A 22872-nucleotide genomic window follows, 5' to 3' on the forward strand; every position below is an offset into this window, starting at 1 on the left:
TCTCGAGGACCGCCCGCACCCCCGGAGGGCCCGCATGCGCGAGCAGACCTTCCCGTACGACCACCACGTCCTGGCGCGCTTCCCCGGCGCCCGGTCGTACGAGCGCGCCCCGGACCGCATCACCTACCTGGCCGAGCGCGCCGGGACGCCGTGCCTGCTCGTCGTCCCGGCCGCGCCGGGGGAGGGGCCGCTGACCGTGACCGTCCTGGAGTTCGAGGACGAGCGCGAGCGCGGCGCCTACCTCGCCGCCCGCGACCGCACGGCGCCCGCCGCCACCTGACCGCCCGCCGAAGCCCGGCCCATACAGGCTCTTCGCCGCGAGGGTGTGGTTTTCCGCAGGTTCGCGGTGTGGCGTGTCTCATGTCACATAGGCGGTCGGCTCCATGGTGAACGGTCCCGCCCGTTCATAGCGTATGGGCATGATCTCGACGACTATCACGGCGGCCGCCGCGGCCACCGGCGGGGAAGCACCCGCCGGCGGCATCGCGGGCTGGGCGACCGATCTCATGGAAAAGCTCGGCGCGCTCGGCGCCGGCCTGGCGATCGCCCTGGAGAACATCTTCCCCCCGCTGCCCAGCGAGGTGATCCTGCCGCTGGCCGGGTTCACCGCGGCTCAGGGCAAGATGAACCTGGTCGCCGCGCTGGTGTGCACCACGCTCGGCTCGGTGATCGGCGCGCTGGCGCTGTACGGGATCGGCGCGGGCATCGGCCGCGACCGGATCCGCCGGATCGTGGACCGGCTGCCGCTGGTCAAGCTGGAGGACCTGGACAAGACCGAGGCCTGGTTCAACCGGCACGGCACCAAGGCGGTGTTCTTCGGCCGGATGATCCCGATCTTCCGCAGCCTGATCTCGGTGCCGGCGGGCGTCGAGCGGATGCCGCTGCCCGTCTTCCTGCTGTTCACCACGCTGGGCAGCGCGATCTGGAACACCGCGTTCGTGATGGCCGGGTACGGGCTCGGCGACCAGTGGCACAAGGTCGAGGAGTACGTCGGGGTCTACTCCAAGATCGTCCTCGCGGTGGCGGCGGTGGCGGCGCTGGCGTTCGTCGCCCTGCGCGTCGTGAAGTCGCGCCGGAAGGCCGGGGCCGGTGCCCAGGACTCCGCCGGCACGCAGGACACCCGCGTCGACCCGCTGCCCGACGTCCACCAGCACTATGCGAATCCGCACCAGCACGGTCACCAGCAGGCCTACGGCGGGCAGCAGCAGCCGCAGCAGGGACACGGCCAGCAGCCCCCGCAGGGATACGGCCAGCAGCCCCCGCAGGGATATGGCGGGCAGCCCGGGCAGGGGTACGGTCAGCCCCACCAGCAGGGCTACGGCCAGTACGGGACGCGAAACAACGAAAGTGATCGGATCGGTTGACGACCCCGGGCGGGCCGCGGTGCCGGGAGCGCGCCGTGGCCTGGTCATGCGCCTGTTGAGGGCGCCTGTGGGGCTGACCCTGGGCGCGGTGTCCGCGTGCGTCGAGCTGGTGCTGCTCGCGCTGGCGGCGCTGTTCATGGCTTACGCGTTCGCGTTCTCGCGGGGCCGCCGGGCCGTCCCGGACGTGGTCGCGGCGGGCGCGCTGGCGGGCGCGCGGTGGGAGCGCAGGAGGCTGGCGGTGTTCTTCGGCCATCACGAGGCGGCGGAGTCCGGTCCGCTGCGCGCGCTGGCCTACATGGTGCTTCGGGTGCCGCTGGGGCTGCTCGGCGGCGCGATCCTGTTCCTCATCGTGTACGGGGCCGCCGCCGGGACCGGGCTCGTGGTCGGCTGGTGGATCACCGGCGAGTACATGGACGGCATCCCGCCCAAGTCGTGGATCGTGCTCTACACCGCCGTCGTCGGCACGATCCTGCTCTTCGTCGCGGTGCAGGGACTGGTGGGAGTGGTGGCGCTGGAGCGGAAGGTGGCGCGCCGGTGCCTGGGGCCGAGCCCGCTGGCCGAGTACGAGCGCCGGATCGCGCAGCTGGCGGAGTCCCGGGCCGAGGTCGTGGTCGCGGTGGACGACGAGCGCCGCCGCATCGAGCGGGATCTGCACGACGGCGTCCAGCAGCGCCTGGTGGCGCTGGGCATGCTGATCGGCCGGGCGCGGCGCGCCGGCGACGAGGAGCGGTCCCGGGAGCTGCTGCGGCAGGCGCACGAGGAGTCGCGGCGGGCGCTGGAGGACCTGCGGGAGGTCGCCTGGCGGGTCTACCCGGCCGCGCTGGACGGCGAGGGCCTGCGGGCGGCCCTGGAGACGGTCGCGGAGCGGTCGGCGCTGCCCGTGGCGATCGAGTACGAGCCGGCCGGGCGGGCCCCGCACGCGGTGGAGACCGCCGCGTACTTCGTGGTCTGCGAGGCCGTGACGAACGCGGCCAAGCACTCGGGGGCCACCCGGGTCGCGGTGCGGGTCACCGAGACCACCGGGACCACCGGGACCACCGGGGCCGGCGCCGAACCGGGCAGAATGATCGGCGTGCGCATCGAGGACGACGGCCGCGGCGGCGCCGATCCCGGCGGCGGCGGCCTGGCCGGGCTGGCCCGGCGGGTCGCCGCCCTGGACGGCACGTTCCGGGTGGACAGCCCGCCGGGCGGGCCGACGGTGATCGGGGCGGAGCTGCCGTGCGGGTGATCCTGGCCGAGGACTCCACGCTGCTGCGGGAGGGCCTGATCCGGCTGCTGGCCGAGGAGGGCCACGAGGTCGCGGCGGCGGTCGGCGACGCCGAGGCGCTGCAGGCGGCGGTGTTCGACGGCGCCGCGCCGCCGGACGTGGTGGTCGTGGACGTGCGGATGCCGCCCACGCACACCGACGAGGGGCTGCGCGCGGCGCTGGAGATCCGGCGCCGCCGCCCGGGGATCGGGGTGCTGGTGCTGTCGCAGTACGTGGAGAAGCGCTACGCCACCGAGCTGATCACCGCCGACACCACCGGGGTGGGCTACCTGCTGAAGGACCGGGTGGCGCAGGTCGACGAGTTCCTGGACGCGCTGGACCGGGTCGGGGCGGGCGGCGCCGCGTTCGACCCGGAGGTGGTCCGGCAGCTGCTGATGCGCAGCTCGCACGCCGATCTGCTGAGCCGCCTGACGCCCCGGGAGCGGGACGTGCTCGGGCACATGGCGCAGGGCCGTACCAACGCGGCGATCGCCGGGCAGCTGCACATCTCGCAGAGCGCGGTCGAGAAGCACGTCAACGCGATCTTCGACAAGCTGGACCTGTCGCACGTCACCGGCTACAGCCGCAGGGTGCTGGCCGTGCTCCGCTACCTCGGCTCCTGAGACCGGCTACCGCGGTCGCCGTTCCGTAAGTGCCGTTTCCGTAAGTTTCGTTTCGCTGGGCGGAAATTCGGGATTGCCGCGATCAGTGATTCATGTCACGGTGAGGACTGGCGGCGGGGGCGTACCGGCGAGCGCGGAGGCCACCATGGCGAGGCGTGAGAAGCTCATCGACCCGAAGAACTGGGCGAGCCTGAAGCCGTTCGGGATCGGCGAGAACCGTCCCAACAACTATGCCGAGATATGGCACGCGTTCAAGGAGAACCGCGACCAGCTGCGGTACGCGTGGCGGATCCTCAAAGAGGGCACCTGCGACGGCTGCGCGCTCGGCACCAAGGGCATGCGCGACTGGACGATCGACGAGGTCCACCTGTGCAACGTCCGGCTGCGGCTGCTGCGGCTCAACACCATGCCCGCCCTCGACCCCGCCCTGCTCGCCGACGTGGCCGGGCTGTCCCGCAAGAGCAGCGCGGAGCTGCGCGACCTCGGCCGCATCCCGCACCCGATGGTCCGCCGCCGCGGCGAGGCCGGGTTCCGCCGGATCGGCTGGGACGAGGCGCTCGACCTGGCCGGGGACGCGCTGCGCGAGGCGGCGCCCGCCCGCTTCGGCGTGTACATGACCAGCCGCGGCGAGCCCAACGAGAACTACTTCGCCGCGCAGAAGGCGGTGCGGGCGCTGGGGTCCAACTCGATCGACAACGCGGCCCGGATCTGCCACTCGCCGAGCACGGTCGTGCTGAAGGAGACGCTCGGGGTGGCGGCCACGACCTGCTCGTACACGGACTGGTTCGGCACCGACCTGATCGTCTTCATCGGCTCGAACGTGGCCAACAACCAGCCGGTCGCGATGAAGTACCTGTACCACGCCAAGAAGGCCGGCACGCGGGTCGCGGTGGTCAACCCCTACCGCGAGCCGGGCATGGAGAAGTACTGGGTGCCCTCGAACGTGGAGAGCGCCGTGTTCGGCACCAAGATCGCCGATGCGTTCTTCCAGATCCACACGGGCGGCGACGTGGCGTTCCTGACCGGCGTGCTCAAGCACCTGGTGGAGCGGGGCTGGGCCGACGAGTCGTTCATCGCCGGCCACACCACCGGATTCGAGGAGACCCGCGACCTGCTGGCCGAGCTGTCGTGGGACGAGCTGGAGACCGGCTGCGGGCTGAATTCGGCGGAGATGCTGCGGCTGGCCAAGATGATCGGGCAGGCGCGCCGCGCGGTGTTCGTGTGGAGCATGGGGATCACCCAGCACGAGTTCGGCGAGGACAACGTCCGCGCGATCGTGAACCTCGGCCTGTCCAGGGGCTTCGTGGGCCGCGAGGGCTGCGGGCTGATGCCGATCCGGGGCCACTCGGGAGTGCAGGGCGGCGCCGAGATGGGCGCGTACGCGACGAGGCTGCCCGGCGGCCGCCCGTTCGGCGACGCCGCGCACTTCTCCGAGCTGTGGGGCTTCGAGGTCCCCACGGCCAAGGGGCGGACCGCGCCCGAGATGATCGACGCGGCGCACGACGGCGACCTGGACGTCCTGGTCAGCTCCGGCGGCAACTTCCTGGAGGTGCTGCCCGACCCCGCCTACACCCGCGCCGCGCTGTCCCGCGTCGGGCTGCGCGTGCACATCGACATCTGCCTCTCCGGCCAGATGCTCGTCGACCCCGCCGACACCGTGCTGCTGCTGCCCGCCCAGACGCGGTACGAGATGGCCGGCGGCGTCACCGAGACCTCCACCGAGCGCCGCGTCATCTTCAGCCCCGAGATCGAGGGGCCGCGGATCGCGGGCGCCCGGCCGGAATGGCAGATCTTCACCGAGCTTGCGGCGCGGGCCCGTCCCGAGATCGCCGACAAGGTGCGGTACGAGGGGACGCCGCAGATCCGCGCCGACATCGCCCGCGCCGTGCCCTCCTACGACGGCATCCAGCACCTGGCCGCGTTCGGCGACCAGTTCCAGTACGGCGGGCCGCACCTGTGCGCGGGCTGGACGTTCCCCACTCCGGACGGGAAGGCCCGCTTCAGCGCGGTCAGCCCGCCCCCGCTGCACCGCTCCGACGGCTCGTACACGGTGGCGACGCGGCGCGGCAAGCAGTTCAACAGCATGGTCCACGAGCGCAAGGACTCCCTCAGCGGCGCCCTGCGCGACGCCGTCCTGATGAACCCCGCCGACGCCGACCGCGAGGGCCTGGCCGACGGCGACCCGGTCGTGCTGAGCAACCCGGCGGGGGAGATGCGCGGCCGGGTGCTGCGCGCCCCCATCGCCCCCGGCAACCTGCAGGTGCACTGGCCCGAAGGCGAGGTCCTGCTGGACCGCACCCGCCGCTCCCCGCAGGCCGGCATCCCCGACTACAAGGGCGCCGAGGTGGTGATAGCGCGCGGCTGATCGGCGCCGCCGCCGAGCGTCCATCCGTCATCGGGGGGTCCCGAGAGGAGCCTGCCATGACAACCCCCGAGCCCCCCGCCGCCTCCACCGATCCCACCCGCGGCCGCTGGGCGCTGGCCGGCGCCGCCGTGCTGCTGCAGCTCGCGCTGGGCGCCGTGTACGCCTGGAGCGTCTTCTCCAAGGCGCTGCAGAAGGATGGGAACGCCTTCGACCTGTCCAAGGCCGAGGCCGCGCTGCCGTTCTCCGTCACCATCGCGATGATCTTCTTGGGCACCTATCTCGGCGGGCGCGTCCAGGACGCCCGCGGCCCGCGGGTGGTCGCGCTGACCGGCGGGGTGGTGTACTCGCTGGGCATCCTGCTGGCCGGGGCCGCCTCCGACGCGGGCGACCTGTGGCTCCTGGTGCTGGGCTACGGCGTGATCGCCGGCTTCGGGCTCGGGCTGGGCTACATCGTCCCGATCGCGATGCTGCAGAAGTGGTTCCCAGACAAGCGCGGCCTCATCACCGGAATCGCGGTCGGCGGTTTCGGGTTCGGCGCGGTGCTGACCTCACCCGTCGCGCAGGCCCTGGTGGACCGCTACGAGCAGGTCCCGACCCGCTCGTTCCTGTGGCTCGGGCTGGCCTACCTGGTGATGGCACTGGCCGGGGCCTCGTTCTTCCGGAATCCGCCGGCTGGCTACACCGTGCCCGGCTGGCGGCCCGCCACGACCGGGCGGGTCGTCGAGAGCGGACGCGACTTCACCCAGGCCGAGGCCCTGCGCACCCGCCAGTGGTACCTGCTGACGGGCATCCTGTGCCTCAACGTCACCGCCGGCATCGCGCTGATCTCCGTGATGGCCTCGGCCGCCGAGGACGTGGCCGGCTACAGCGCCGCGGCCGCGTCCACGCTCACCGGCATCATGGGCCTGTTCAACGGCGGCGGACGGGTCTTCTGGGGCTGGCTGTCGACCCATACGGGCCGGATGACGGCGTTCCTGGCCATGCTGGGACTGCAGGGCCTGTGCTTCCTGGTCCTGCCGCACGCGTCCATGGCCGCGCTCTTCGCGCTGCTCGCCGCGGTCATCTACCTCTGCTACGGCGGCGGGTTCGGCACCATGCCGGCCACCGCGGGCGACTTCTTCGGGCTGCGCAACGCCGGCGCGATCTACGGGCTGATGATCGTCGCCTGGAGCGCGGGCGGGGTCGTCGGGCCGCTGCTGACCGCCTGGCTGATCACCGGGGACGACTACACGACCGCGTTCACCACGATCGGGGTGCTGGCGCTGGCCGCGATGGCGCTGCCGCTGCTCACCCGCGCGCCGGGCGAGGCGGCCCGCACGGCGCCCCGCCCGGCCCCCGCCGAGTAGCGGCGGGAGGTCTCGAAAGTGGCCGCCCCGAGGCCGGCCCGGCTTGAGTCCGGCCTCGGGACGTTGCATCAAGGGCGCCCGCCGCGCGGTCAGGCGGCCGTGCGGTGCCTCTTGCGGGGGGTACGCCGACCCGCCCTGGCGCCGCCGCCGATCAAGTGGGACAGCACGCGGAAGGGCAGGGTGATGATGTTGATGATGGTGCCGATGATGGCTTGAAGGGCGGCGGCGATGCGTCGCATCCTTCTCAACTCCTCTTTCGTTCGCTGGTGGCCGTGCCTGTTCGTCACAACCCCTACCCGAGGCCGGGCTTTTACACTTTCGAAGGACTCTGACCGCCGGGATGCAGACCGCCGTCGGCCGTCTGTGACCTGTGCGGCGGCGCGCACGGCCGCCGCAAAGATGGCAGAGTGTCATGGATTGGGGAGGTGCCGATGGTGGAGAGCCTGATCTGGGGCCCGGCGGCGGAGCGGACCGGTCTGCTGGCCGCGCCGGTGGCGGCGGCGATCGGCGCACGGCCCGAGGCGCGGGTCGCCGAGATCGACCCGGAGCTGGCCGACACCGCCGCGTTCTGCGAGCGGTACGGGATGCCGCTGGAGACCAGCGCCAACTGCGTGGTGGTCGCGGCCAAGCGGGGCGGTGAGGTCTCCTACGCCGCCTGCATGGTCCTGGCCACCGACCGGGCCGACGTGAACGGCGTGGTGCGCAGGCATCTGGGCGCGCGCAAGGTGTCGTTCGCGCCGATGGCTGACGCGACGTCCCTGACCTCGATGGAGTACGGCGGCATCACCCCGCTGGGGCTGCCGCCGGAATGGCCGGTCCTGGTGGACGAGGCGGTCACCGCGGTGCCCGAGGTGGTGATCGGCAGCGGCGTCCGCCGGTCCAAGCTGCTCGTGCCGGGCAAGGCGCTCGCCGACCTGCCCGGCGCCGAGGTGCTGGCGCTCACCCTCGGCGGGCCGCGGTGACGGCCGACGCAGGGCTCCGCCGGGCCCTGGACGAGCCGGGCTTCCGCGCGCTCCCCGAGCCGGTCACGGTGCTGCTGGAGGCCGTGGCGGCACCGCCCCGCCTGGCCGCCCACCTGCGCGCCGTCCACGACGTGGCCTGCGACCTGGTGTCCTGGATCGACGAGCGCTATCCGGCGGCGGGCGCCGACGCGGCCGCGGTCGCGTTCGGCGCCGCCACCCACGACATCGGGAAGGCGCTGCACCCGGCCGAGCTGTCCGGGCCGGGCGCCCAGCACGAGCCCGCGGGTTACGAGTTGCTGCTCTCCTACGGGGTGGAGGAGCGGTTCGCCCGCTTCGCCCGTACCCACGCGGCCTGGAACGAGGACGGCATCGGCATCGACGACCTGCTGGTCAGCCTGGCCGACCAGGTGTGGAAGGGCAAACGCGTCCGCGGCTTGGAGCAGCTGGTCGTCGACCGGCTCGCGGTGGCCTCCGGGGAGGCGCCCTGGCAGGCGTTCCTGGCACTGGACGACGTGCTCGGCATGATCACCGAGGGCGCGGACCGGCGGCTGGCCTACCAGTCGACGCACTCGGTGGCGAGCGGCTGACCGGTGTTCGGTGGCCGTCCGGGGGCGCCGGCCGGCGGGTACGGGCGGCCGCCCGCCGCTCGGGCCCCGGCGTGGAAGTCCCGGTTGGCGGCGAGCATCGCCCCCACTGGGGCGCATCCGGGTGAGGCGGTTCGGAGCAGGCCGAACAGGACGGGGTCGGCGATGCCGTCGACGCCGGTCAGCGCCTTGATCAGCACGACCCCGCTCAGCCCCAGCTCGGCGCGGCCCATGGCGGCGAGCGTGCGCTCGATGAAGGCGGCGGCCGCGCGGCCGGGGAGGAACGCCATCGCCCAGGGATGCGGCCGCGCCCACTCGCCGAGCGCGATCAGCTCCTCGACGTCGGGGCGCATCCGGTCGGCGAAGTCCAGGTAGCCGAGCTCCTCGACCTCCGTGCAGGCCGGCCCCGGGGGCGGGGCGTCGGCGTCGTACAGGACGGCCTTCGCCTCGTAGCGCCACCCGTCCTCGGAGGGCCTGGCCTGCCCGGAGACGTGGTCGGCCCGCGTACCGGTCTGCACGCGCAGCAGTTCGGCGGCGTCGCGGCACGGGATCTTGCACGACAGGACGCGGCGCGGCGCCGGGACGAGCCGCAGCGCGGCCCCGGTGATGATCCCGTGCCGTCCGGCGCCTCCCCGCACGGCGTCGAACAGCTCCCGGTCACGCGACGGCGAGCAGCGGAGGAGCGCGCCGTCCGCCGTGGCGACCTCCAGTTCGAGCACGGCGGCGGTCTGGAGGCCGTGGACGTGCGAGGTGCCGCCCACCCCGCCGGCCGCGAGCGTGCCGCCGACGGTCATGTCGAGGTGGTCGGTGAGGACGGGCGGCGTCAGCCCGTGCGGCAGCGTGGCCTCCAGGACCTCGCGCCAGGTGGCCCCGGCCTCCACCAGCACACGGCCCCCGTGCACAGGAGCGTCGCGCACGGGGCGGATCGCGGCCAGGGCGCGCATGTCGAGCGAGATGCCGCCGGTCAGGGAGCGGCCGTCGGTGGAGTGGCCGCAGCCGCGCGGGACCACCGGGATCGTCCCGCCGGCGCGCGCGAGCACGGCGGCGACCTCGCGCGCGGACGCGGGACGGACCACCTCGCGGGGTGTCCGCCGCATCGTCCCGCCGAAGTCGCCCATGGCGGGGACGACGGGCCCGGGGGCGGTCACGCGTCCCGGAGGCGCTCGGCGACGCGGCCCAGGGCGTCGCCGAGGGTGTCGAGCTCCTCGGGGGAGAGCTGGGTGATGAGGTTGTCGCGGACGACCCTGCGGTGGCCGGGCCGCACCCGGGCGAGCGCCTCGGCGCCCGCGCCGGTCAGCTCCGCCCACACCGAGCGCCGGTCGCCGTCGCAGGCGGTGCGGCGCACCAGTCCGGCCCGTTCCAGCTGGGTGATCTGGTAGCTGAGCCGGCTCTTGGAGATCATCGCCTGCCGGGCCAGATCGGACATGCGCAGCCGGCGGCCGTCGGCCGTGCGCAGCTTGAGCAGCACCTCGAAGTCGGCGTGGGACAGCCCGCCGTCGCGTTTGAGCTGGCGCTGGACCTCGTGCTCGACCAGATGGGCGGCCTCCAGGAAGGCGAGCCAGGCGCGTAGCTCCCGAGGGCCGAGGGGGCCGTCGTCATCCATGCGTCGAGTGTAGTTGGTTTGGATTTGAACTAACTGCTGATACGGTCGGGACAAAGAGTTGAACGCTCAAGCAACTCTGCATGTCCGGATGAACACGGACAACAGAGGAAGACAAGCCGCACTGGAGGACCCATGCTCCCCGCACCCCGCATCCCTTACCTGTCCGACGTGGGCCTGCTGGTCGGCCGCGTCGCGCTCGGCGTGATCTTCATCGCGCACGGCTGGCAGAAGCTGAACGAGACCGGGCACGCCGGTGTCGCCAAGGGCTTCGAGGCCATGGACATCCCGCTGCCCGGCCTGGCCGCCCACTACGCCATCTGGGTGGAACTGGTCGGCGGCATCGCCCTGGTGATCGGACTGCTGGTGCCCGTCGCCGCGCTGCTGCTGCTGCTCGACATGCTCGGCGCGTTCTGGTTCGTGCACATGGACAAGGGCCTGTTCGTCGACAAAGGCGGCTACGAGTTCGTGCTGATCCTGGCCGCCACCGCATTCCTGCTCCTCTGCGTCGGCGGCGGCCGGATCGGCCTGGACGGCGCGCTGTTCAGCCGCGGCGAAGCCTCCCGCGAACGCTCCGGCCGCGACCACGCGCACGCCTGACCCACTCGCCTCCCGCCTTCGTGAGCCCCCGGTGCGCCGGGGGCTCGCGTGTTTTCATGGACGGATGGACGAGGCGGCGGCTGAAGCGGCGTTCGCCGAGCACGCGCGCCTGGAGGAACGGCTCACCGACCCCGCCGTGCTCCGCGACCACCGGCTCGCGCGCCGCATCCGGCGCAGCCTGCTCGTCCTGGAGGAGCTCCTGGAGGCAGCGCTGGAGTCCGGGCCGACGTCCGGGCCGACGTCCGGGCCGGCGGTCGGGCCGGCGGTCGGGCCGGTGGAGTGGGATCGGTACGACGCCCACGACGTCGTCCTGACCATCGAGGCGGAGCCGGCGGATCTCCGCCCGCTCTGGTGCCACTACCGGGACGTGGCCGCGCGGCGTCCGGAGGGCTGGCGGGCCGAGCCCCTGGACGGTGAACCCGGCGCCGACGGCGAGCCCGGTGCCCGCCGCCGGGCGGCGCTCGCGATCCACGCCGGGGAGGGAGGGCCCGGTGCGTGGGCCGTCCTCAAGTCCGAGAACGGCGTCCGTCCCATGGACGGTGTCCGTTCACTGGACGGTGTCCCTCTCCTGAAGGGGCGGCCGGGGGCTCGCACCGCGCGGGTGACCGTCCGGCCGCACGCCGATGAGGGGGTGACGCTCCCAGGGGCCGCGGCGGACTGGCGCATCGACTTCTACTGCACGCGCTCGCCGGATGCGCCGTCTTCGGTCGGTGTCACCCATCTTCCGACGGGCGCATACTTCCCTGGGGTGGGGGCGACCTCTCGCGAGGCGCGGCGCAACGCCTTGGTCCAGGCCCTCGCCCGCGTCCTCGCCGACTCGATTCCGGCGGACGAGCCCGCGCACCGCCACCTCCATCCGTGAACGGAACCGAAAGGCGCCCAAAACCGGTTCGACCCGCCTAATCCCATCCGCACCACCACTTTTCTCACTTTTCCGCTGTGCGGGCGGGATGTAATCCAACAATGATCATGACCGAAACCCGGGTGTGTGGAACGGTCGCCGGTCGGCCCGCCGGGCGGTGGACCTCCCCCTCCCGTCCTGCCATCTGGTGGAAGCCGGTGACGTGGATCTTCGCGCCCTCGGCCTCGGGCGGCTCGCGTCCAGGTGGAAGCGGCCTCTGCCCACGAATGCTCGACGCACACATGCCGGCCGAAAGTTCGACGCTTTGATCCCTATTTTGTGGTGACCGAATCGAAGAAGCTGTTGGATGTGCAGGTCAGCGCCGTTCAAGTGGCGTCATCGGCGGTCGGCCTCGGATGCGCGAGCCTGACCGAAATCACGGAGGCCCGTGGCGTCCGCGGCGGGAGGCCGGAAGCGACCCCCTGGTCGCCGCTCCTGTCAAGGCCGCTGTCATCGGCCCGGTCCGTCCCGCCGGATCGCCGCCCCGCGTTGGAGCCCTCGTCCGGCGTTGCCGCGCCGTCCTTACCCGAGGTCTTGACTCGGGTCGACGGGCCGGTCCCGGCCGCGTTCCGGACCGTCCACCGCGGCTCACCACGGGTGATCGAAATCAGGTGACCGGCCCGTTCCGTCCCACTACGGTGGGCGGTCGCCGAAACGGCGGATCCCATGGAGCGAATCCCGCGAAGGAGACCGTATGGGCGTCAACGAGGACACCGGCATGGACATCGACGCGGCGGAGGTGGCGGCGTTCCTCGCCCGCCTGTTCACCGAGGGGCACGCGCTGCGGGCCCACGTCGAGGGCGCGGTGGTCCACCTCCCCGAGAGCGGGCTGCGGGTCGCCGTGGACACGCCCGCCCCCGAGCCGCACGGGAAGATCGTCAGGATCCCGATCGGGGTCGGCCACCCGTCCTGGGGCGAGCCGTTCGCGTGGGACCAGGCCGTCGGCCTCGCGACCGGCGAGCGCCATCCCGTCGCCGACGCCCTCGACGGCTGGCTGCACAACGTGTTCCCGGTCTTCGCGGCGATGGCGCTGCCCGGCGGCGATCTGGCGCGGCGCGCCCATACGTTCATGATCACCAGCGGCGATCGCACCGCGGACGTCTTCTGCGGGCCACTGGCGATCCGCGACTTCGGCGGGCTGGCCGAGGGGGTGCGGCGCGTCGCCGCCGAGCGGCCGCCGGTCACGGCCCTGGTCCAGGAACTGTTCACCGGGCACGCCATCCCCGAGCGGCCGGTGTGGGCCTACGTCTACTGCGCCAACATGCCCGGCGGCCGCATCACCGAGGTCACGCTGCTGAACGGCGACAGCAGCGAGGCGTTCGGGCACATCGCCGATCACCTCCCCTGGGAAGGGCACGGTTCGATCAAATCCTGGGCGCTGGTCGTCCCGCATGCTTCCTGAGACCCGCCGCCGACCTGCGGGGGGAGCATCGCCCCGCCGCGGGGAGACGAGCCGCGGCCCGGCGGCCCCAACCTGGCCGCGACGGATTAGCGTCACCCTGACACAATGGCCTAACAAGGTTGATTCTGGGCATGGTGATCGTAACGCTCTCCGGGAGGCTGGTCGCTCGTGTCGAACGTCAGTGAGTTCGTGGTGGTGGCCAACCGGCTGCCGGTCGACCGGGTGCCGGGCACGGGGACCGGAGCCGGTGCCGCCTGGCGGCGCAGCCCCGGCGGCCTGGTCAGCGCGATCGCACCGGTGATGCGGCGCAGAGAGGGCACCTGGGTCGGATGGCACGGGGCGCCCGACGAGGTCCTCGAGCCGTTCGAGACCGACGGGATGAGGCTGGTGCCCGTCATGCAGTCCGCCGAGGACGTCGAGCACTACTACGAAGGCTTCTCCAACGCCACCCTGTGGCCGCTCTACCACGACGTGGTCGCGCCCCCGGTGTACAGCCGCGAGATGTGGGACGCCTACGTGCGGGTCAACGACCGGTTCGCGAAGGCGGCCTCCGAGGTCGCCGCGGAGGGCGCCATCGTCTGGGTGCAGGACTACCAGCTCCAGCTCGTCCCGGCGATGCTGCGCAAGCTCCGCCCCGACCTGCGGATCGGGTTCTTCCTGCACATTCCGTTCCCGCCGCTGGAGCTGTTCTGGCAGCTCCCGTGGCGGCGGCAGATCCTTGAGGGGCTGCTTGGCGCCGACCTGGTCGGCTTCCAGCTGCCGGGCGCGGCGTCCAACTTCGTGCGATTGTGCCGCCGGCTCCTCGATGCGCGCTACAACAAGCAGGACGTCTACTGGGACGACCGCGTCGTGCGGGCCCGAGCGTTCCCCATCTCAGTCGACGTCGGCGAGCTGAACGACCTCATCGCGCGTCCCTCGGTGCGTGAGCGGGCCGAAGAGATCCGCACCGACCTGGGGGACGCCACCATCCTGCTGGGCGTGGACCGGCTCGACTACACCAAGGGCATCACGCAGCGGCTGGAGGCTTTCGGCGAGCTGTTCGGCGACGGGCACCTCAAGCCGGGCCAGGCGGTGTTCGTGCAGATCGCCACGCCGAGCCGGGAGCGCGTCGAGCAGTACCAGCTGCTCCGCGACCAGATCGAGCAGCAGGTCGGCCGGATCAACGGCGAGTACGGCGAGATCGGCTTCCCGGTGGTGCACTACATGCACACCTCCTACGCCCGGGACGAACTGGTCGCGCTCTACCTCGCCGCCGACGTCATGGTGGTGACGCCGCTGCGGGACGGCATGAACCTGGTCGCCAAGGAGTACGTGGCCTGCCGCTCGGACCTGCGCGGCACGCTGGTGCTGAGCGAGTTCGCCGGGGCGGCGTCCGAGCTGCGCCGCGCGTACCAAGTGAACCCGTACGACATCGACGGCCTCAAGGACACGCTGCGGGTCGCGCTGAACGCCGAGCCCGCCGAGCAGGCGCGCCGGATGCGGGCCATGCGCAAGCGGGTCATCGAGCACGACGTGGACCGGTGGGCCCGCGACTTCCTCAGCGCCCTGGAGCAGTCGCAGCACCACCCGGAGCAGCACCCGGAGCACCTGGGCGCGGCAATGGGCTAACCCCGGCGCCACCGTATTGAGACCGCCCTGCACGCCGTTCAGGGCGGTCTCGGATCGTCCCAAAGACGCCATTTGCGGCCGCCCCAGACAGGGGTCCCCGGGTCGCCGGAGCCGCCTCCCCGGTCGCGTTCGTCCGTCCCGCGCGCTCGCTCACGCCGCCTGATGGCCTGGCGCCGCTACGCCCAACACTCCTGGTGCGCCCGAGGGCATCCTCGGTGGCTTGGCAAGCTCTTCAGCGTGCTTTCGGTGCGCCCCTCGGTTGGCCGCGAGGCCGTTCTCAGCCGGCGTGCGGGGCATCCCGCAGGTCGAAGGCCGTCCAGACGGCCTTGCCTCCGGTGGTCAGCGGCGCCCAGCCCCAGGCGCCGCTGACGGCGCCCACGACCAGCAGACCGCGGCCTCCCTCGCCGAACCGGCCCGGCTCGGCCGCGATGAGCTCCGGCGGCCGCGTCCCGGGGTCGGTCACGGCCACGACCAGGCGCCGCGGATGGCCGAGCAGCACCAGCTGGATCGGGCCCGAGGGAAGCGGCCTGGGCAGCCCGCGCAGGCCGTGCTGCAGCGCGTTGGTCACCAGCTCGGAGACGGCGACGAGCGCGTCGTCGGCGAGGGCGTCCAGGCCCCATTCGCGCAGCGTGGCCAGGGTGAACGAGCGGGCCTCCTTCGGCGCTGTGTTCTCGGCCGGGAGCACCCGCCGCGCGGTGCGCGGCGCGCCGTCGGCCGGGGCGGGCCAGAGCCCGGCGAGGCCGGGCGCCGCGGCGTGCGCGGACGGTCCCGGACGCGCCGCCGACGGTATGCGGGCGCCCGGCCGGGCCGGGTGGTCCGCCTGGTGGTGGCGCGGGCGCCGGTGCCCGTTCGGGACGGTCGGGACCGCCACGTCGTCTGCCTGGTCAACGATCATTGTCAAACCCCAGAGGCGTGCGGGTCGGTAAGGGGCGAGCGTTCGCTATCTTGCTCCCCATGTCGTGCAGATGCAAGACCGTCTGCATGAACGAATGCAAGAACGAATGCACGTGCATCTCGTACCATGACGTTGGGGTGGGGCGAGATCGCGACCTCCCTTCGGGGAGGCGAGGACGCCTAAAGGGGGCAGAAGATGGACGGCGCCGAGCTGTCGGACGTCGGGCGGGTCCAACTCGCCTGGCAGAAGAGCCGCCGGAGCAACCCGAGCGGGAACTGCGTCGAGATGGCGGAGCTCCCCACCGGGGAGATCGCCGTGCGCAACTCCCGGTACCCGGACGGGCCGGTCCTGATCTACACGCGGGAGGAGGTCGAGGCTTTCGTCGGCGGAGCCAAGGACGGTGATTTCGATCACATGCTCGTCTGAACCGCCGGACCACCAGTGAACCGAATGTCGTTCCATATCGGCGTTCCGCCCAGTAGCGTGCGGTTTCATGCATCTGGGGCAGATCGCTGAACGGACCCCCGGCAAGCCCGCCGTGATCATGGCGGGCTCCGGGCGGGTCATCACCTACGGAGAGCTGAACGAGGAGTCCAACCGGCTCGCCCGACTCCTGCACGCGGAGGGGCTGCGCCCCGGCGACCACATCGCCTTCATGCTGGAGAACCATCCGCTGTATCTGGCCATCGCGTGGGCGGCCCAGCGGTCCGGGCTCTACTACACGGCCATCAGCTCCCGCCTCCAGGCCGACGAACTCGCCTACATCGTCGACAACTGCGAGGCCAAGGCCTTCATCACCGGCCACGCGCTCGCCGGCACCGCCACCGCCATCACCGACGAGACCCCCGGCGTCCGGCTGCGCCTGATGCTGGACGGCACCGCGCCCGGCTTCCTCCCCTACGAGGACGAGGTCGCCAAGCATCCCGCGACCCCCATCGAGAACGAGTGCGAGGGCGTGGACATGCTCTACTCCTCGGGCACCACGGGCCGCCCCAAGGGCATCAAGCCGGAGCTCTCCCGCGCGCCCATGGGGCAGGCGGGACCGCTTTTCCACCTGATATCGCTGCTCTTCCAAGCCGACGGCGACTCGGTCTACCTGTCACCCGCGCCGCTCTACCACGCGGCTCCGCTGCGCTACTGCCTGACGTTCCAGCGATTCGGCGCCACCGTCGTGGTGATGGAGAAGTTCGACCCAGAGGGTGCGCTGGCGGCGATCGAGAAGTACGGCGTCACCCACAGCCAGTGGGTGCCGACCATGTTCATCCGCATGCTCAAGCTCCCCGAGGAGACCCGCGCCAAGTACGACCTGTCGACGCTGCGCTATGCCGTGCACGCCGCCGCGCCCTGCCCCGTCCCGGTGAAGGAGCAGATGATCGACTGGTGGGGCCCGGTCCTGCACGAGTACTACGCCGGCACCGAGGGCAACTGCTTCGTCTACACCAACTCCGAGGACTGGCTCGCCCACAAGGGCACGGTGGGACGCCCCCTGCTCGCCAAGGTGCACGTATGCGACGAGGACGGGAACCAGGTCCCGCCCGGAACGCCCGGGACGCTCTACTTCAGCGAGGGGCCCGCCTTCGAGTACCACGGGGACGAAGCCAAGACCAAGGCGTCCCACGACCCCTGGGGGCACGGCTGGAGCACGCTGGGCGACGTCGGCTACGTGGACGAGGACGGCTTCGTCTACCTCACCGACCGCCGCTCCTACATGATCATCAGTGGCGGGGTGAACATCTACCCGCAGGAGGCCGAGAACGTCCTGGCGGTCCACCCGGAGGTCGCCGACGTGGCCGTGTTCGGGGTGCCGGACGCCGAGATGGGCGAAGCGGTCAAGGCCGTCGTCCAGCCCCAGGACCCGGACCGGGCCGGTCCGGAGCTGGCGGCCGAGCTGATCGCCTACACGCGCGAGCACCTCGCCCACTACAAGTGCCCGCGCTCCGTCGACTTCCGGGACGAGCTGCCCCGGCATCCCACCGGCAAGCTCTACAAGCGCCTGCTGCGCGACGACTACTGGAAAGGGCAGCAGAGCACGCCGACCGCCTGAGGCCGCGGGACGGGAAACGCCCCGTCCCGGGCACTCCAGGACGGGGCGTCGGGTGACGCGGCACCAGGGTCTAGTGCATGACCATGGGCTTTTCGGCCGGCACGGTGTCGGCGTCGGGCACCGCCGGCTTGCGGCGCGGCAGCAGCAGGGCCGGGAGGAAGGCGAACACCAGCAGCCCCAGCGAGAACCAGTAGGTCGTCTGGAACGCGTCGGCCATCTTGGTCATGATCTGCTGCAGGATCTCCGGCGGGACCTGCCCGGCCGCCGGCGCCTCACCGCCCATGCCGCTGCTCTCCAGCCCCCGGTCGCGCATCTGGGCGGTCAGCAGGACGGCGATGAACGCGGTGCCGATCGAGGCCGCGACCTGCTGGATGATGTTCAGCGAGGTGCTGGCCCGGGGGACCTCGTCGTGCTGCAGCGTCTGCATGGCCGCAGACATGGTGGGCATCATGGTCATGCCCATGCCGAGCCCCATCACGAACAGGGCGATGCCCAGGTACCAGTACGAGGCGTCCACGGTCAGCTGCGTGGCGAAGCCCGCCACGCCCGCCACCACGACCGCGAGGCCGACCAGGACCACCTTGCCGGGGCCCAGCTTGTCGGTGAGCCGGCCGCCGATCGGCATCGTGAGCATCGCGCCGATGCCCTGCGGCGCCAGCAGCAGGCCGGAGGCGAACGCGGTCTCACCGCGCACCGTCTGGTAGTACAGCGGCAGGATCAGCATCGCGCCGAAGAACGAGCACGCGAACAGCACCAGGGTGCCCGAGGCGGCGGCGACCGAGCGGCGACGGAAGAGCCGCAGGTCGATCAGCGGGTTGGTGTTGGAGCGGCGCAGCGCGTGCACGCCGAACGCGAGCACCAGCACCGCGCCGCCGACCGCGGTGATCAGCACGTCGGTACGGGCGAAGTCGGACTTCTCGGCGCCCGTGGCCAGGCCGTACAGCAGGCCTGCCAGGCCGGGGGACAGCAGTATCAGGCCGAGGAAGTCCAGCCGCTCGGTCGGCTTGGCCTCGTCGCGCTTGAGGATCCGGGCCGACAGGACGAGGGCGAGCGCGCCGATCGGCACGTTGATGTAGAAGATCCAGCGCCAGGAGACGTCGTCGACCAGCCAGCCGCCCAGGATCGGGCCGGCGATCGGGCCGAGCAGCATCGGGATGCCGACCACGCTCATCACCTGGCCGACCCGCTGCGGCCCGGCGGCCTGGGTCAGGATCGTCATGCCGGCCGGCATGATCATGCCGCCGCCCAGGCCCTGCAGGACCCGGAAGGCGATCAGCGACTCGGCGTTCCAGGCCAGCCCGGCCAGTGCCGAGCCCGCCACGAACAGCGCGATCGAGATCATGTAGAGGCGCTTGGTGCCGAACCGGGCCGACGCCCAGCCGGTCACCGGGATCACCGTGGCCAGCGCGAGCGTGTAGCCGGTGGCCACCCACTGGATGGTGCTCAGTGGCGCTTCGAAGTCCTCGGAGAGGTGCTTGAGCGCGACGTTGACGACGGTGACGTCCAGGATGGCCATGATCGCGCCGAGGACGACGACCATCGCGACCGCGAACACGCCGCGGTCAAGCCCTCCGCCTGGGTCCCCGGCCTTGGGGCCGGGGTCGTCCGACGCCTTGCGAGACGCGGAAGCGGTCAACTTGCAGTCCAATCTTCAAGGCACGCGGGCGTGCGGGCAGCGTTGAGGGGGTCGAGAGGGCTGGGGGGTGTCGCAGCAAAATACTGCAGTGACTGACACTTTTGCCAACCATTTAACTTGCAGGGCCCAGGGAGTATTCCACCGGGGTCCGACAAAACGGCCCTGTTCCCGCAATCACCCTCGAACCTCCAGCTAGATGGAGGTCAAGCGGCTGTGACGCATCCGAGACCCTCCCCCCGGCCCACCTGGCCGGGTCACGAGGACAGACCGCACATGCCCCCAGAAATCATCGCAGAGCCCTGCGATGTGACCCACCCAACACCGCTACCCCACGGCGTCTCGCCATCCGGGGGACCGTAGCCGACGTCCGAACGCCTCGCCGTTGATCACCTCCTGGCCGGGCGAGACGGTGACGGTCAGCCTCCGGTTTCCGGCGAGCGGTGACAGGTCGACCTCCCGCGACATGTTCAGGAGCATGAGCTCCCGCAGCTGCGGTGCCGCAGCCAGCGGGCCGAGATCGGCCACCTTCTCACAATCGTTCAGGTCGGCGGGGCCGAGCTGCTCCAGGAACGAGGTCGCGAATCCCTCCGCGCGCAGCCAGTCGGCGGCCGCCGCCGCGGGCCGCGAGGTGACCACGACGCGGATGCCGGGGAACTCACCGGCCAGTCCGCGCACCCACTGCCGCACGGCCTGCCGCTGCGACGCGGTGACCTCGTCGACCCCGTCGACCAGGAGCAGCGCCCGCCCGGACATGAGCCGCCCGTGGACCCAGCCGCGGGGCATCAGCCCGGCGAGGTGCGGGGCCGTGTCGTCCAGGTACTCCTCGGGGCGGGGCAGCGCACCGCCCGCGTGGCTGCGCAGCTTGACCAGGAACGGGACGCATCCGTTCCAGTTCGCCAGCTCGCCGGTGAACGCGCCGCGCGGCCGTGACGGCGAGCCAGCGCAGCAGCGTGCTCTTGCCGCCGCCGGCCTCCCCGCGCACGAGCGTCAGCCGGTGGCCGCCGAGCGCGGCCTCCACCCGGACGGCCCCGCCCGCGCGGCGCTCGCCGCGCCAGTCGGCGATCGGCGCGGGCCCCGGCTCGGCCCGGGGGGCCGCCCTCCGCGGACGCGTTCACGTTGATATAGGCGACGCTGAGCGTGGTCTGGGGGCGGGTGAACCGTTCGAACCGGACGCCGAAGAACTCCAGGCTGTCGAGGTTCTCGCTGAGGGAGGCCAGGTACCGGCGGGTGAACTCGGCGTCGTCGGACCGGCCCTCCGGCGCGGTGAGCGACCGCGCGGGCAGGCGGACGAGCACGGCCGCGACCTGGTCGGCGAGCCCGGTGAGCCGGCCCAGCGTCTCCGCGGCCGCCCGCGGCTCGAACTCGGGCAGATGCACGATGATGCGCGCCAGGCAGCCGCAGCACTCGTCCAGCGTCACCTCGTACAGCCGGGAGCCGGCCTCGCCGAGCTGAGTCCCGGCCTGGCGCGCGGGCAGGGTCGCGCGGAGCCGCCGCGCCGGCTTCACGGCGTCCATGTCGTCGGCGAGCAGGGCCGCGTCGGAGAGGTCGGACACGGCACCCCCGATTCCCGAACGGCCCCCCAGTATGGCCGCAACCGGGCGCCGGGGTGAACCGTGGCCGCGTCAGGACGGGGGGAGGCCGAGGGCGCGGGCGATGAGCATGCGCTGGACCTCCGAGGTGCCCTCACCCACCTCCAGGATCTTGGCGTCCCGGTAGAAGCGGCCGACGGGGTACTCGTTCATGAAACCGTAGCCGCCGAAGATCTGCGTGGCCTCCCGGGCGTTGTCCATGGCGGCGTTGGAGGCGGCGAGCTTGGCGATGGCCGCCTCCTTCTTGAACGGCTGCCCGGCCAGGAGCCGGGACGCGGCCGCGTAGTAGGCCAGGCGGGCGGTGTGGGTGCGCAGCTCCATGTCGGCGATCTTGAACTGGATGGCCTGGTAGCGGCCGATCTCCTTGCCGAACGCCACGCGCTCGCGGACGTAGCGCAGGCACTCGTCCACGCAGCCCTGGGCCAGGCCCACCGACAGCGCGGCGATCGCGATGCGGCCCTCGTCCAGGATGCGCAGGAACTGGGCGTAGCCGCGGCCGCGCTCGCCCACGAGGTTCCCCGCGGGGACGCGCACGTCGTCGAACGACAGCTCGCGGGTGTCGGACGCCGACCAGCCGACCTTGGAGTACTTCTTCCCGACGGTGAAGCCCGGGGTTCCGTTCGGGACGATGACGGTGGAGATCTCGCCCTCGCCGGTCAGCGCCGTGACGGTGACGAACGCGGTGATGTCGGTGCCGGAGTTGGTGATGAACGACTTGGTCCCGTTGACGACCCAGTGGTCGCCGTCCAGCCGCGCGGTGGTGCGCATGCCGCCGGGCACGTCCGAGCCGCCGCCCGGTTCGGTCAGCCCGAACGCCGCCAGCCGCTCGCCCGAGGTCAGCCGCGGCAGCCACTCGGCCTTCTGCGCCTCCGAGCCGAACCGGTGGATCGGCATCGCGCCCAGCGACACCCCGGCCTCCAGCGTGATCGCGACGGAGGAGTCGACGCGGGCCAGCTCCTCCAGGGCCAGGCAGAGCGCGAAGTAGTCGCCGCCCATGCCGCCGTGCTCCTCGGGGAACGGCAGGCCGAACAGGCCCATCTTCCCCATCGCGGCGACGATCTCGTAGGGGAACTCGCCCCGCTCGTACAGGTCACCGATGACCGGGGCGACGCTCTCGCGGGCGAACCGTTCCACGGTGCGCCGCAGTTCCTCCTGCTCGTCGGTGAGCGTGAAGTCGATCATTCTGACTCCTTCGGGTTCAGGGCCTGGACGACCCGGGACGGGCTGGGGCGGCCCAGCCGGCCGGCCATCCAGCGGCTGGTCTCGGCGAGCCGGTCGAGGTCGACGCCCGTCTCGATGCCGAGCCCGTGCAGCATCCACACCAGGTCCTCGGTGGCGAGGTTCCCGGTGGCGCTCTCGGCGTACGGGCAGCCGCCGATCCCGCCCGCCGAGGCGTCCACGACCGTGACCCCGGCGCGCAGCGCGGCCAGGGTGTTGGCCAGGGCCTGGCCGTAGGTGTCGTGGAAGTGGACGGCGAGCCGGTCGGCGCCGATCCCGGCCTCGACCATCGCTTCGATCAGGGCCGTGACCTGGCCGGGGGTGCCGACGCCGATGGTGTCGCCGAGGCTCAGCTGGGAGCAGCCCATGTCCATCATCCGCCCGGCGACCGAGACGACCTGCTCGATCGGGACCTCGCCCTCCCACGGGTCGCCGCAGGCCATGGACACGTACGCGCGCACCCACAGCCCCTCCGCCCGCGCCCGCTCGACGACCGGCGCGAACATCGCGAGGGACTCCTCGATCGTCCGGTTGAGGTTGCGGCGGGCGAACGACTCGGTGGCGCTGCCGAAGACCGCGATCTCGGTGACGCCGTGGGCGAGCGCCCGGTCGAGCCCGCGCTCGTTCGGGACGAGCACCGGGCGGGGCGACGCCGCCGGGCCGGGCAGCGCGGCGAGCAGCTCCTCGGCGTCGGCGAGCTGCGGGACCCACTTGGGGTGGACGAAGCTGGTGGTCTCGATGGTCTCCAGCCCGGCCTCGGCCAGCCGCCCGACGAACTCGGCCTTGTCGGCGACCGGGACGACCGTCTTCTCGTTCTGCAGCCCGTCGCGCGGCCCGACCTCGTAGATCGTCACCCGCTCCGGGAGCCCGTCCAGCGTTACCCGCATCG

Annotated in this window: 23 protein-coding genes; 14 read left to right on the forward strand and 9 right to left on the reverse strand. The window is 72.2% G+C overall.

Going from position 1 to position 22872, the window contains the following annotated elements:
• Positions 1 to 34 precede the first annotated feature (34 nt).
• From ABD340_RS15070 to ABD340_RS15095, 6 genes are all read left to right on the forward strand, one after another.
• Positions 35 to 280: a hypothetical protein gene (locus tag ABD340_RS15070; protein WP_344589557.1), complete on the forward strand. Its 246-nt coding sequence runs from the start codon at positions 35 to 37 to the stop codon at positions 278 to 280.
• A gap of 139 nt (positions 281 to 419) precedes the next feature.
• Positions 420 to 1364 carry a DedA family protein gene (locus ABD340_RS15075; protein ID WP_344589558.1) on the forward strand — a complete coding sequence of 315 codons (945 nt, stop codon included), beginning with the start codon at positions 420 to 422 and terminating at the stop codon, positions 1362 to 1364.
• 46 nt (positions 1365 to 1410) lie between these two features.
• Complete coding sequence (locus ABD340_RS15080; protein ID WP_344589627.1) at positions 1411 to 2592, forward strand: sensor histidine kinase; 1182 nt, start codon at positions 1411 to 1413, stop codon at positions 2590 to 2592.
• Positions 2583 to 3233, forward strand: coding sequence for a LuxR C-terminal-related transcriptional regulator (locus tag ABD340_RS15085; RefSeq protein WP_344589559.1), 651 nt, complete (start codon positions 2583 to 2585; stop codon positions 3231 to 3233). Before ABD340_RS15080 ends, ABD340_RS15085 begins: the two co-directional genes overlap by 10 nt.
• 145 nt (positions 3234 to 3378) lie before the next feature.
• Complete coding sequence (locus ABD340_RS15090; RefSeq protein WP_344589560.1) at positions 3379 to 5598, forward strand: FdhF/YdeP family oxidoreductase; 2220 nt, start codon at positions 3379 to 3381, stop codon at positions 5596 to 5598.
• A 56-nt stretch (positions 5599 to 5654) separates the two neighbouring features.
• Positions 5655 to 6944, forward strand: coding sequence for an L-lactate MFS transporter (locus tag ABD340_RS15095; protein ID WP_344589561.1), 1290 nt, complete (start codon positions 5655 to 5657; stop codon positions 6942 to 6944).
• 89 nt (positions 6945 to 7033) lie between these two features.
• Here the strand turns inward: ABD340_RS15095 and ABD340_RS15100 are convergent, their stop codons facing one another.
• On the reverse strand, positions 7034 to 7183 hold the full coding sequence (locus tag ABD340_RS15100) for an LPFR motif small protein (protein WP_344589562.1): 150 nt from the start codon (positions 7181 to 7183) through the stop codon (positions 7034 to 7036).
• 192 nt (positions 7184 to 7375) lie between these two features.
• On the opposite strand from ABD340_RS15100, the gene ABD340_RS15105 reads away from it, so the two are divergent.
• Positions 7376 to 7906, forward strand: a complete 531-nt coding sequence (locus ABD340_RS15105) for a YbaK/EbsC family protein (RefSeq protein WP_344589563.1) — start codon at positions 7376 to 7378, stop codon at positions 7904 to 7906.
• A complete protein-coding gene (locus ABD340_RS15110) occupies positions 7903 to 8493 on the forward strand; it encodes an HD domain-containing protein (RefSeq protein ID WP_344589564.1) in 591 nt (196 codons plus the stop codon). The genes ABD340_RS15105 and ABD340_RS15110 overlap by 4 nt, the downstream gene beginning before the upstream one ends.
• Here ABD340_RS15110 and ABD340_RS15115 read toward each other — a convergent pair.
• Positions 8460 to 9638 carry an FAD-binding protein gene (locus ABD340_RS15115; protein ID WP_344589565.1) on the reverse strand — a complete coding sequence of 393 codons (1179 nt, stop codon included), beginning with the start codon at positions 9636 to 9638 and terminating at the stop codon, positions 8460 to 8462. The two genes, ABD340_RS15110 and ABD340_RS15115, sit on opposite strands and share 34 nt — an antisense overlap.
• Entirely contained in the window at positions 9635 to 10093 is a 459-nt protein-coding gene (locus tag ABD340_RS15120; RefSeq protein ID WP_344589566.1) for a MarR family winged helix-turn-helix transcriptional regulator, read from the reverse strand. The genes ABD340_RS15115 and ABD340_RS15120 overlap by 4 nt, the downstream gene beginning before the upstream one ends.
• Before the next feature lie 132 nt (positions 10094 to 10225).
• Here ABD340_RS15120 and ABD340_RS15125 point away from each other — a divergent pair, with 132 nt between their 5' ends.
• From ABD340_RS15125 to ABD340_RS15140, 4 genes are all read left to right on the forward strand, one after another.
• Entirely contained in the window at positions 10226 to 10690 is a 465-nt protein-coding gene (locus ABD340_RS15125) for a DoxX family protein (protein WP_344589567.1), read from the forward strand.
• Positions 10691 to 10754: 64 nt separating this feature from the next.
• Positions 10755 to 11552 (forward strand): PCRF domain-containing protein, encoded by a 798-nt coding sequence (locus tag ABD340_RS15130; RefSeq protein ID WP_344589568.1) that lies wholly within the window; start codon positions 10755 to 10757, stop codon positions 11550 to 11552.
• A gap of 733 nt (positions 11553 to 12285) precedes the next feature.
• The gene (locus ABD340_RS15135) at positions 12286 to 12993 is read left to right on the forward strand and encodes a DUF6348 family protein (protein ID WP_344589569.1); all 708 of its coding nucleotides are present in this window, start codon (positions 12286 to 12288) and stop codon (positions 12991 to 12993) included.
• Positions 12994 to 13161: 168 nt separating this feature from the next.
• Complete coding sequence (locus ABD340_RS15140) at positions 13162 to 14601, forward strand: alpha,alpha-trehalose-phosphate synthase (UDP-forming) (protein WP_344589570.1); 1440 nt, start codon at positions 13162 to 13164, stop codon at positions 14599 to 14601.
• Between the two features lie 277 nt (positions 14602 to 14878).
• Here ABD340_RS15140 and ABD340_RS15145 read toward each other — a convergent pair whose 3' ends face one another.
• A complete protein-coding gene (locus tag ABD340_RS15145) occupies positions 14879 to 15496 on the reverse strand; it encodes an ATP-binding protein (protein ID WP_344589571.1) in 618 nt (205 codons plus the stop codon).
• Between the two features lie 195 nt (positions 15497 to 15691).
• Here ABD340_RS15145 and ABD340_RS15150 point away from each other — a divergent pair, with 195 nt between their 5' ends.
• Both ABD340_RS15150 and ABD340_RS15155 read left to right on the forward strand, forming a co-directional pair.
• Complete coding sequence (locus ABD340_RS15150; RefSeq protein ID WP_344589572.1) at positions 15692 to 15922, forward strand: DUF397 domain-containing protein; 231 nt, start codon at positions 15692 to 15694, stop codon at positions 15920 to 15922.
• Between the two features lie 67 nt (positions 15923 to 15989).
• The gene (locus ABD340_RS15155; protein ID WP_344589573.1) at positions 15990 to 17540 is read left to right on the forward strand and encodes an AMP-binding protein; all 1551 of its coding nucleotides are present in this window, start codon (positions 15990 to 15992) and stop codon (positions 17538 to 17540) included.
• Between the two features lie 70 nt (positions 17541 to 17610).
• On the opposite strand, the gene ABD340_RS15160 is transcribed toward ABD340_RS15155, so the two are convergent.
• The 5 genes from ABD340_RS15160 to ABD340_RS15180 all read right to left on the reverse strand — a co-directional run bounded on the left by ABD340_RS15160 (position 17611) and on the right by ABD340_RS15180 (position 22870).
• Positions 17611 to 19176, reverse strand: a complete 1566-nt coding sequence (locus tag ABD340_RS15160; RefSeq protein ID WP_344589574.1) for a DHA2 family efflux MFS transporter permease subunit — start codon at positions 19174 to 19176, stop codon at positions 17611 to 17613.
• Positions 19177 to 19500: 324 nt separating this feature from the next.
• Entirely contained in the window at positions 19501 to 20076 is a 576-nt protein-coding gene (locus tag ABD340_RS15165) for an NACHT domain-containing protein (RefSeq protein ID WP_344589628.1), read from the reverse strand.
• Entirely contained in the window at positions 19959 to 20729 is a 771-nt protein-coding gene (locus tag ABD340_RS15170; RefSeq protein ID WP_344589575.1) for an NACHT N-terminal Helical domain 1-containing protein, read from the reverse strand. The genes ABD340_RS15165 and ABD340_RS15170 overlap by 118 nt, the downstream gene beginning before the upstream one ends.
• A 69-nt stretch (positions 20730 to 20798) precedes the next feature.
• Positions 20799 to 21947, reverse strand: coding sequence for an acyl-CoA dehydrogenase family protein (locus ABD340_RS15175; protein ID WP_344589576.1), 1149 nt, complete (start codon positions 21945 to 21947; stop codon positions 20799 to 20801).
• Positions 21944 to 22870 carry a hydroxymethylglutaryl-CoA lyase gene (locus ABD340_RS15180; RefSeq protein ID WP_344589577.1) on the reverse strand — a complete coding sequence of 309 codons (927 nt, stop codon included), beginning with the start codon at positions 22868 to 22870 and terminating at the stop codon, positions 21944 to 21946. Before ABD340_RS15180 ends, ABD340_RS15175 begins: the two co-directional genes overlap by 4 nt.
• Positions 22871 to 22872: the final 2 nt, after the last annotated feature.

The organism is Actinomadura vinacea (assembly GCF_039532545.1).
GTDB classification, from domain to species: domain Bacteria; phylum Actinomycetota; class Actinomycetes; order Streptosporangiales; family Streptosporangiaceae; genus Spirillospora; species Spirillospora vinacea.

Coding starts and splice junctions, on each gene's coding strand:
- ABD340_RS15135 (WP_344589569.1), top strand. CDS start 12,286: ATGGGCGTCAACGAGGACACCGGCATGGACATCGACGCGGCGGAGGTG.
- ABD340_RS15155 (WP_344589573.1), top strand. CDS start 15,990: ATGCATCTGGGGCAGATCGCTGAACGGACCCCCGGCAAGCCCGCCGTG.
- ABD340_RS15145 (WP_344589571.1), bottom strand. CDS start 15,496: ATGATCGTTGACCAGGCAGACGACGTGGCGGTCCCGACCGTCCCGAAC.
- ABD340_RS15090 (WP_344589560.1), top strand. CDS start 3,379: ATGGCGAGGCGTGAGAAGCTCATCGACCCGAAGAACTGGGCGAGCCTG.
- ABD340_RS15070 (WP_344589557.1), top strand. CDS start 35: ATGCGCGAGCAGACCTTCCCGTACGACCACCACGTCCTGGCGCGCTTC.
- ABD340_RS15080 (WP_344589627.1), top strand. CDS start 1,411: ATGCGCCTGTTGAGGGCGCCTGTGGGGCTGACCCTGGGCGCGGTGTCC.
- ABD340_RS15175 (WP_344589576.1), bottom strand. CDS start 21,947: ATGATCGACTTCACGCTCACCGACGAGCAGGAGGAACTGCGGCGCACC.
- ABD340_RS15105 (WP_344589563.1), top strand. CDS start 7,376: ATGGTGGAGAGCCTGATCTGGGGCCCGGCGGCGGAGCGGACCGGTCTG.
- ABD340_RS15100 (WP_344589562.1), bottom strand. CDS start 7,183: ATGCGACGCATCGCCGCCGCCCTTCAAGCCATCATCGGCACCATCATC.
- ABD340_RS15125 (WP_344589567.1), top strand. CDS start 10,226: ATGCTCCCCGCACCCCGCATCCCTTACCTGTCCGACGTGGGCCTGCTG.
- ABD340_RS15130 (WP_344589568.1), top strand. CDS start 10,755: ATGGACGAGGCGGCGGCTGAAGCGGCGTTCGCCGAGCACGCGCGCCTG.
- ABD340_RS15075 (WP_344589558.1), top strand. CDS start 420: ATGATCTCGACGACTATCACGGCGGCCGCCGCGGCCACCGGCGGGGAA.
- ABD340_RS15150 (WP_344589572.1), top strand. CDS start 15,692: ATGGACGGCGCCGAGCTGTCGGACGTCGGGCGGGTCCAACTCGCCTGG.
- ABD340_RS15095 (WP_344589561.1), top strand. CDS start 5,655: ATGACAACCCCCGAGCCCCCCGCCGCCTCCACCGATCCCACCCGCGGC.
- ABD340_RS15120 (WP_344589566.1), bottom strand. CDS start 10,093: ATGGATGACGACGGCCCCCTCGGCCCTCGGGAGCTACGCGCCTGGCTC.
- ABD340_RS15180 (WP_344589577.1), bottom strand. CDS start 22,870: ATGCGGGTAACGCTGGACGGGCTCCCGGAGCGGGTGACGATCTACGAG.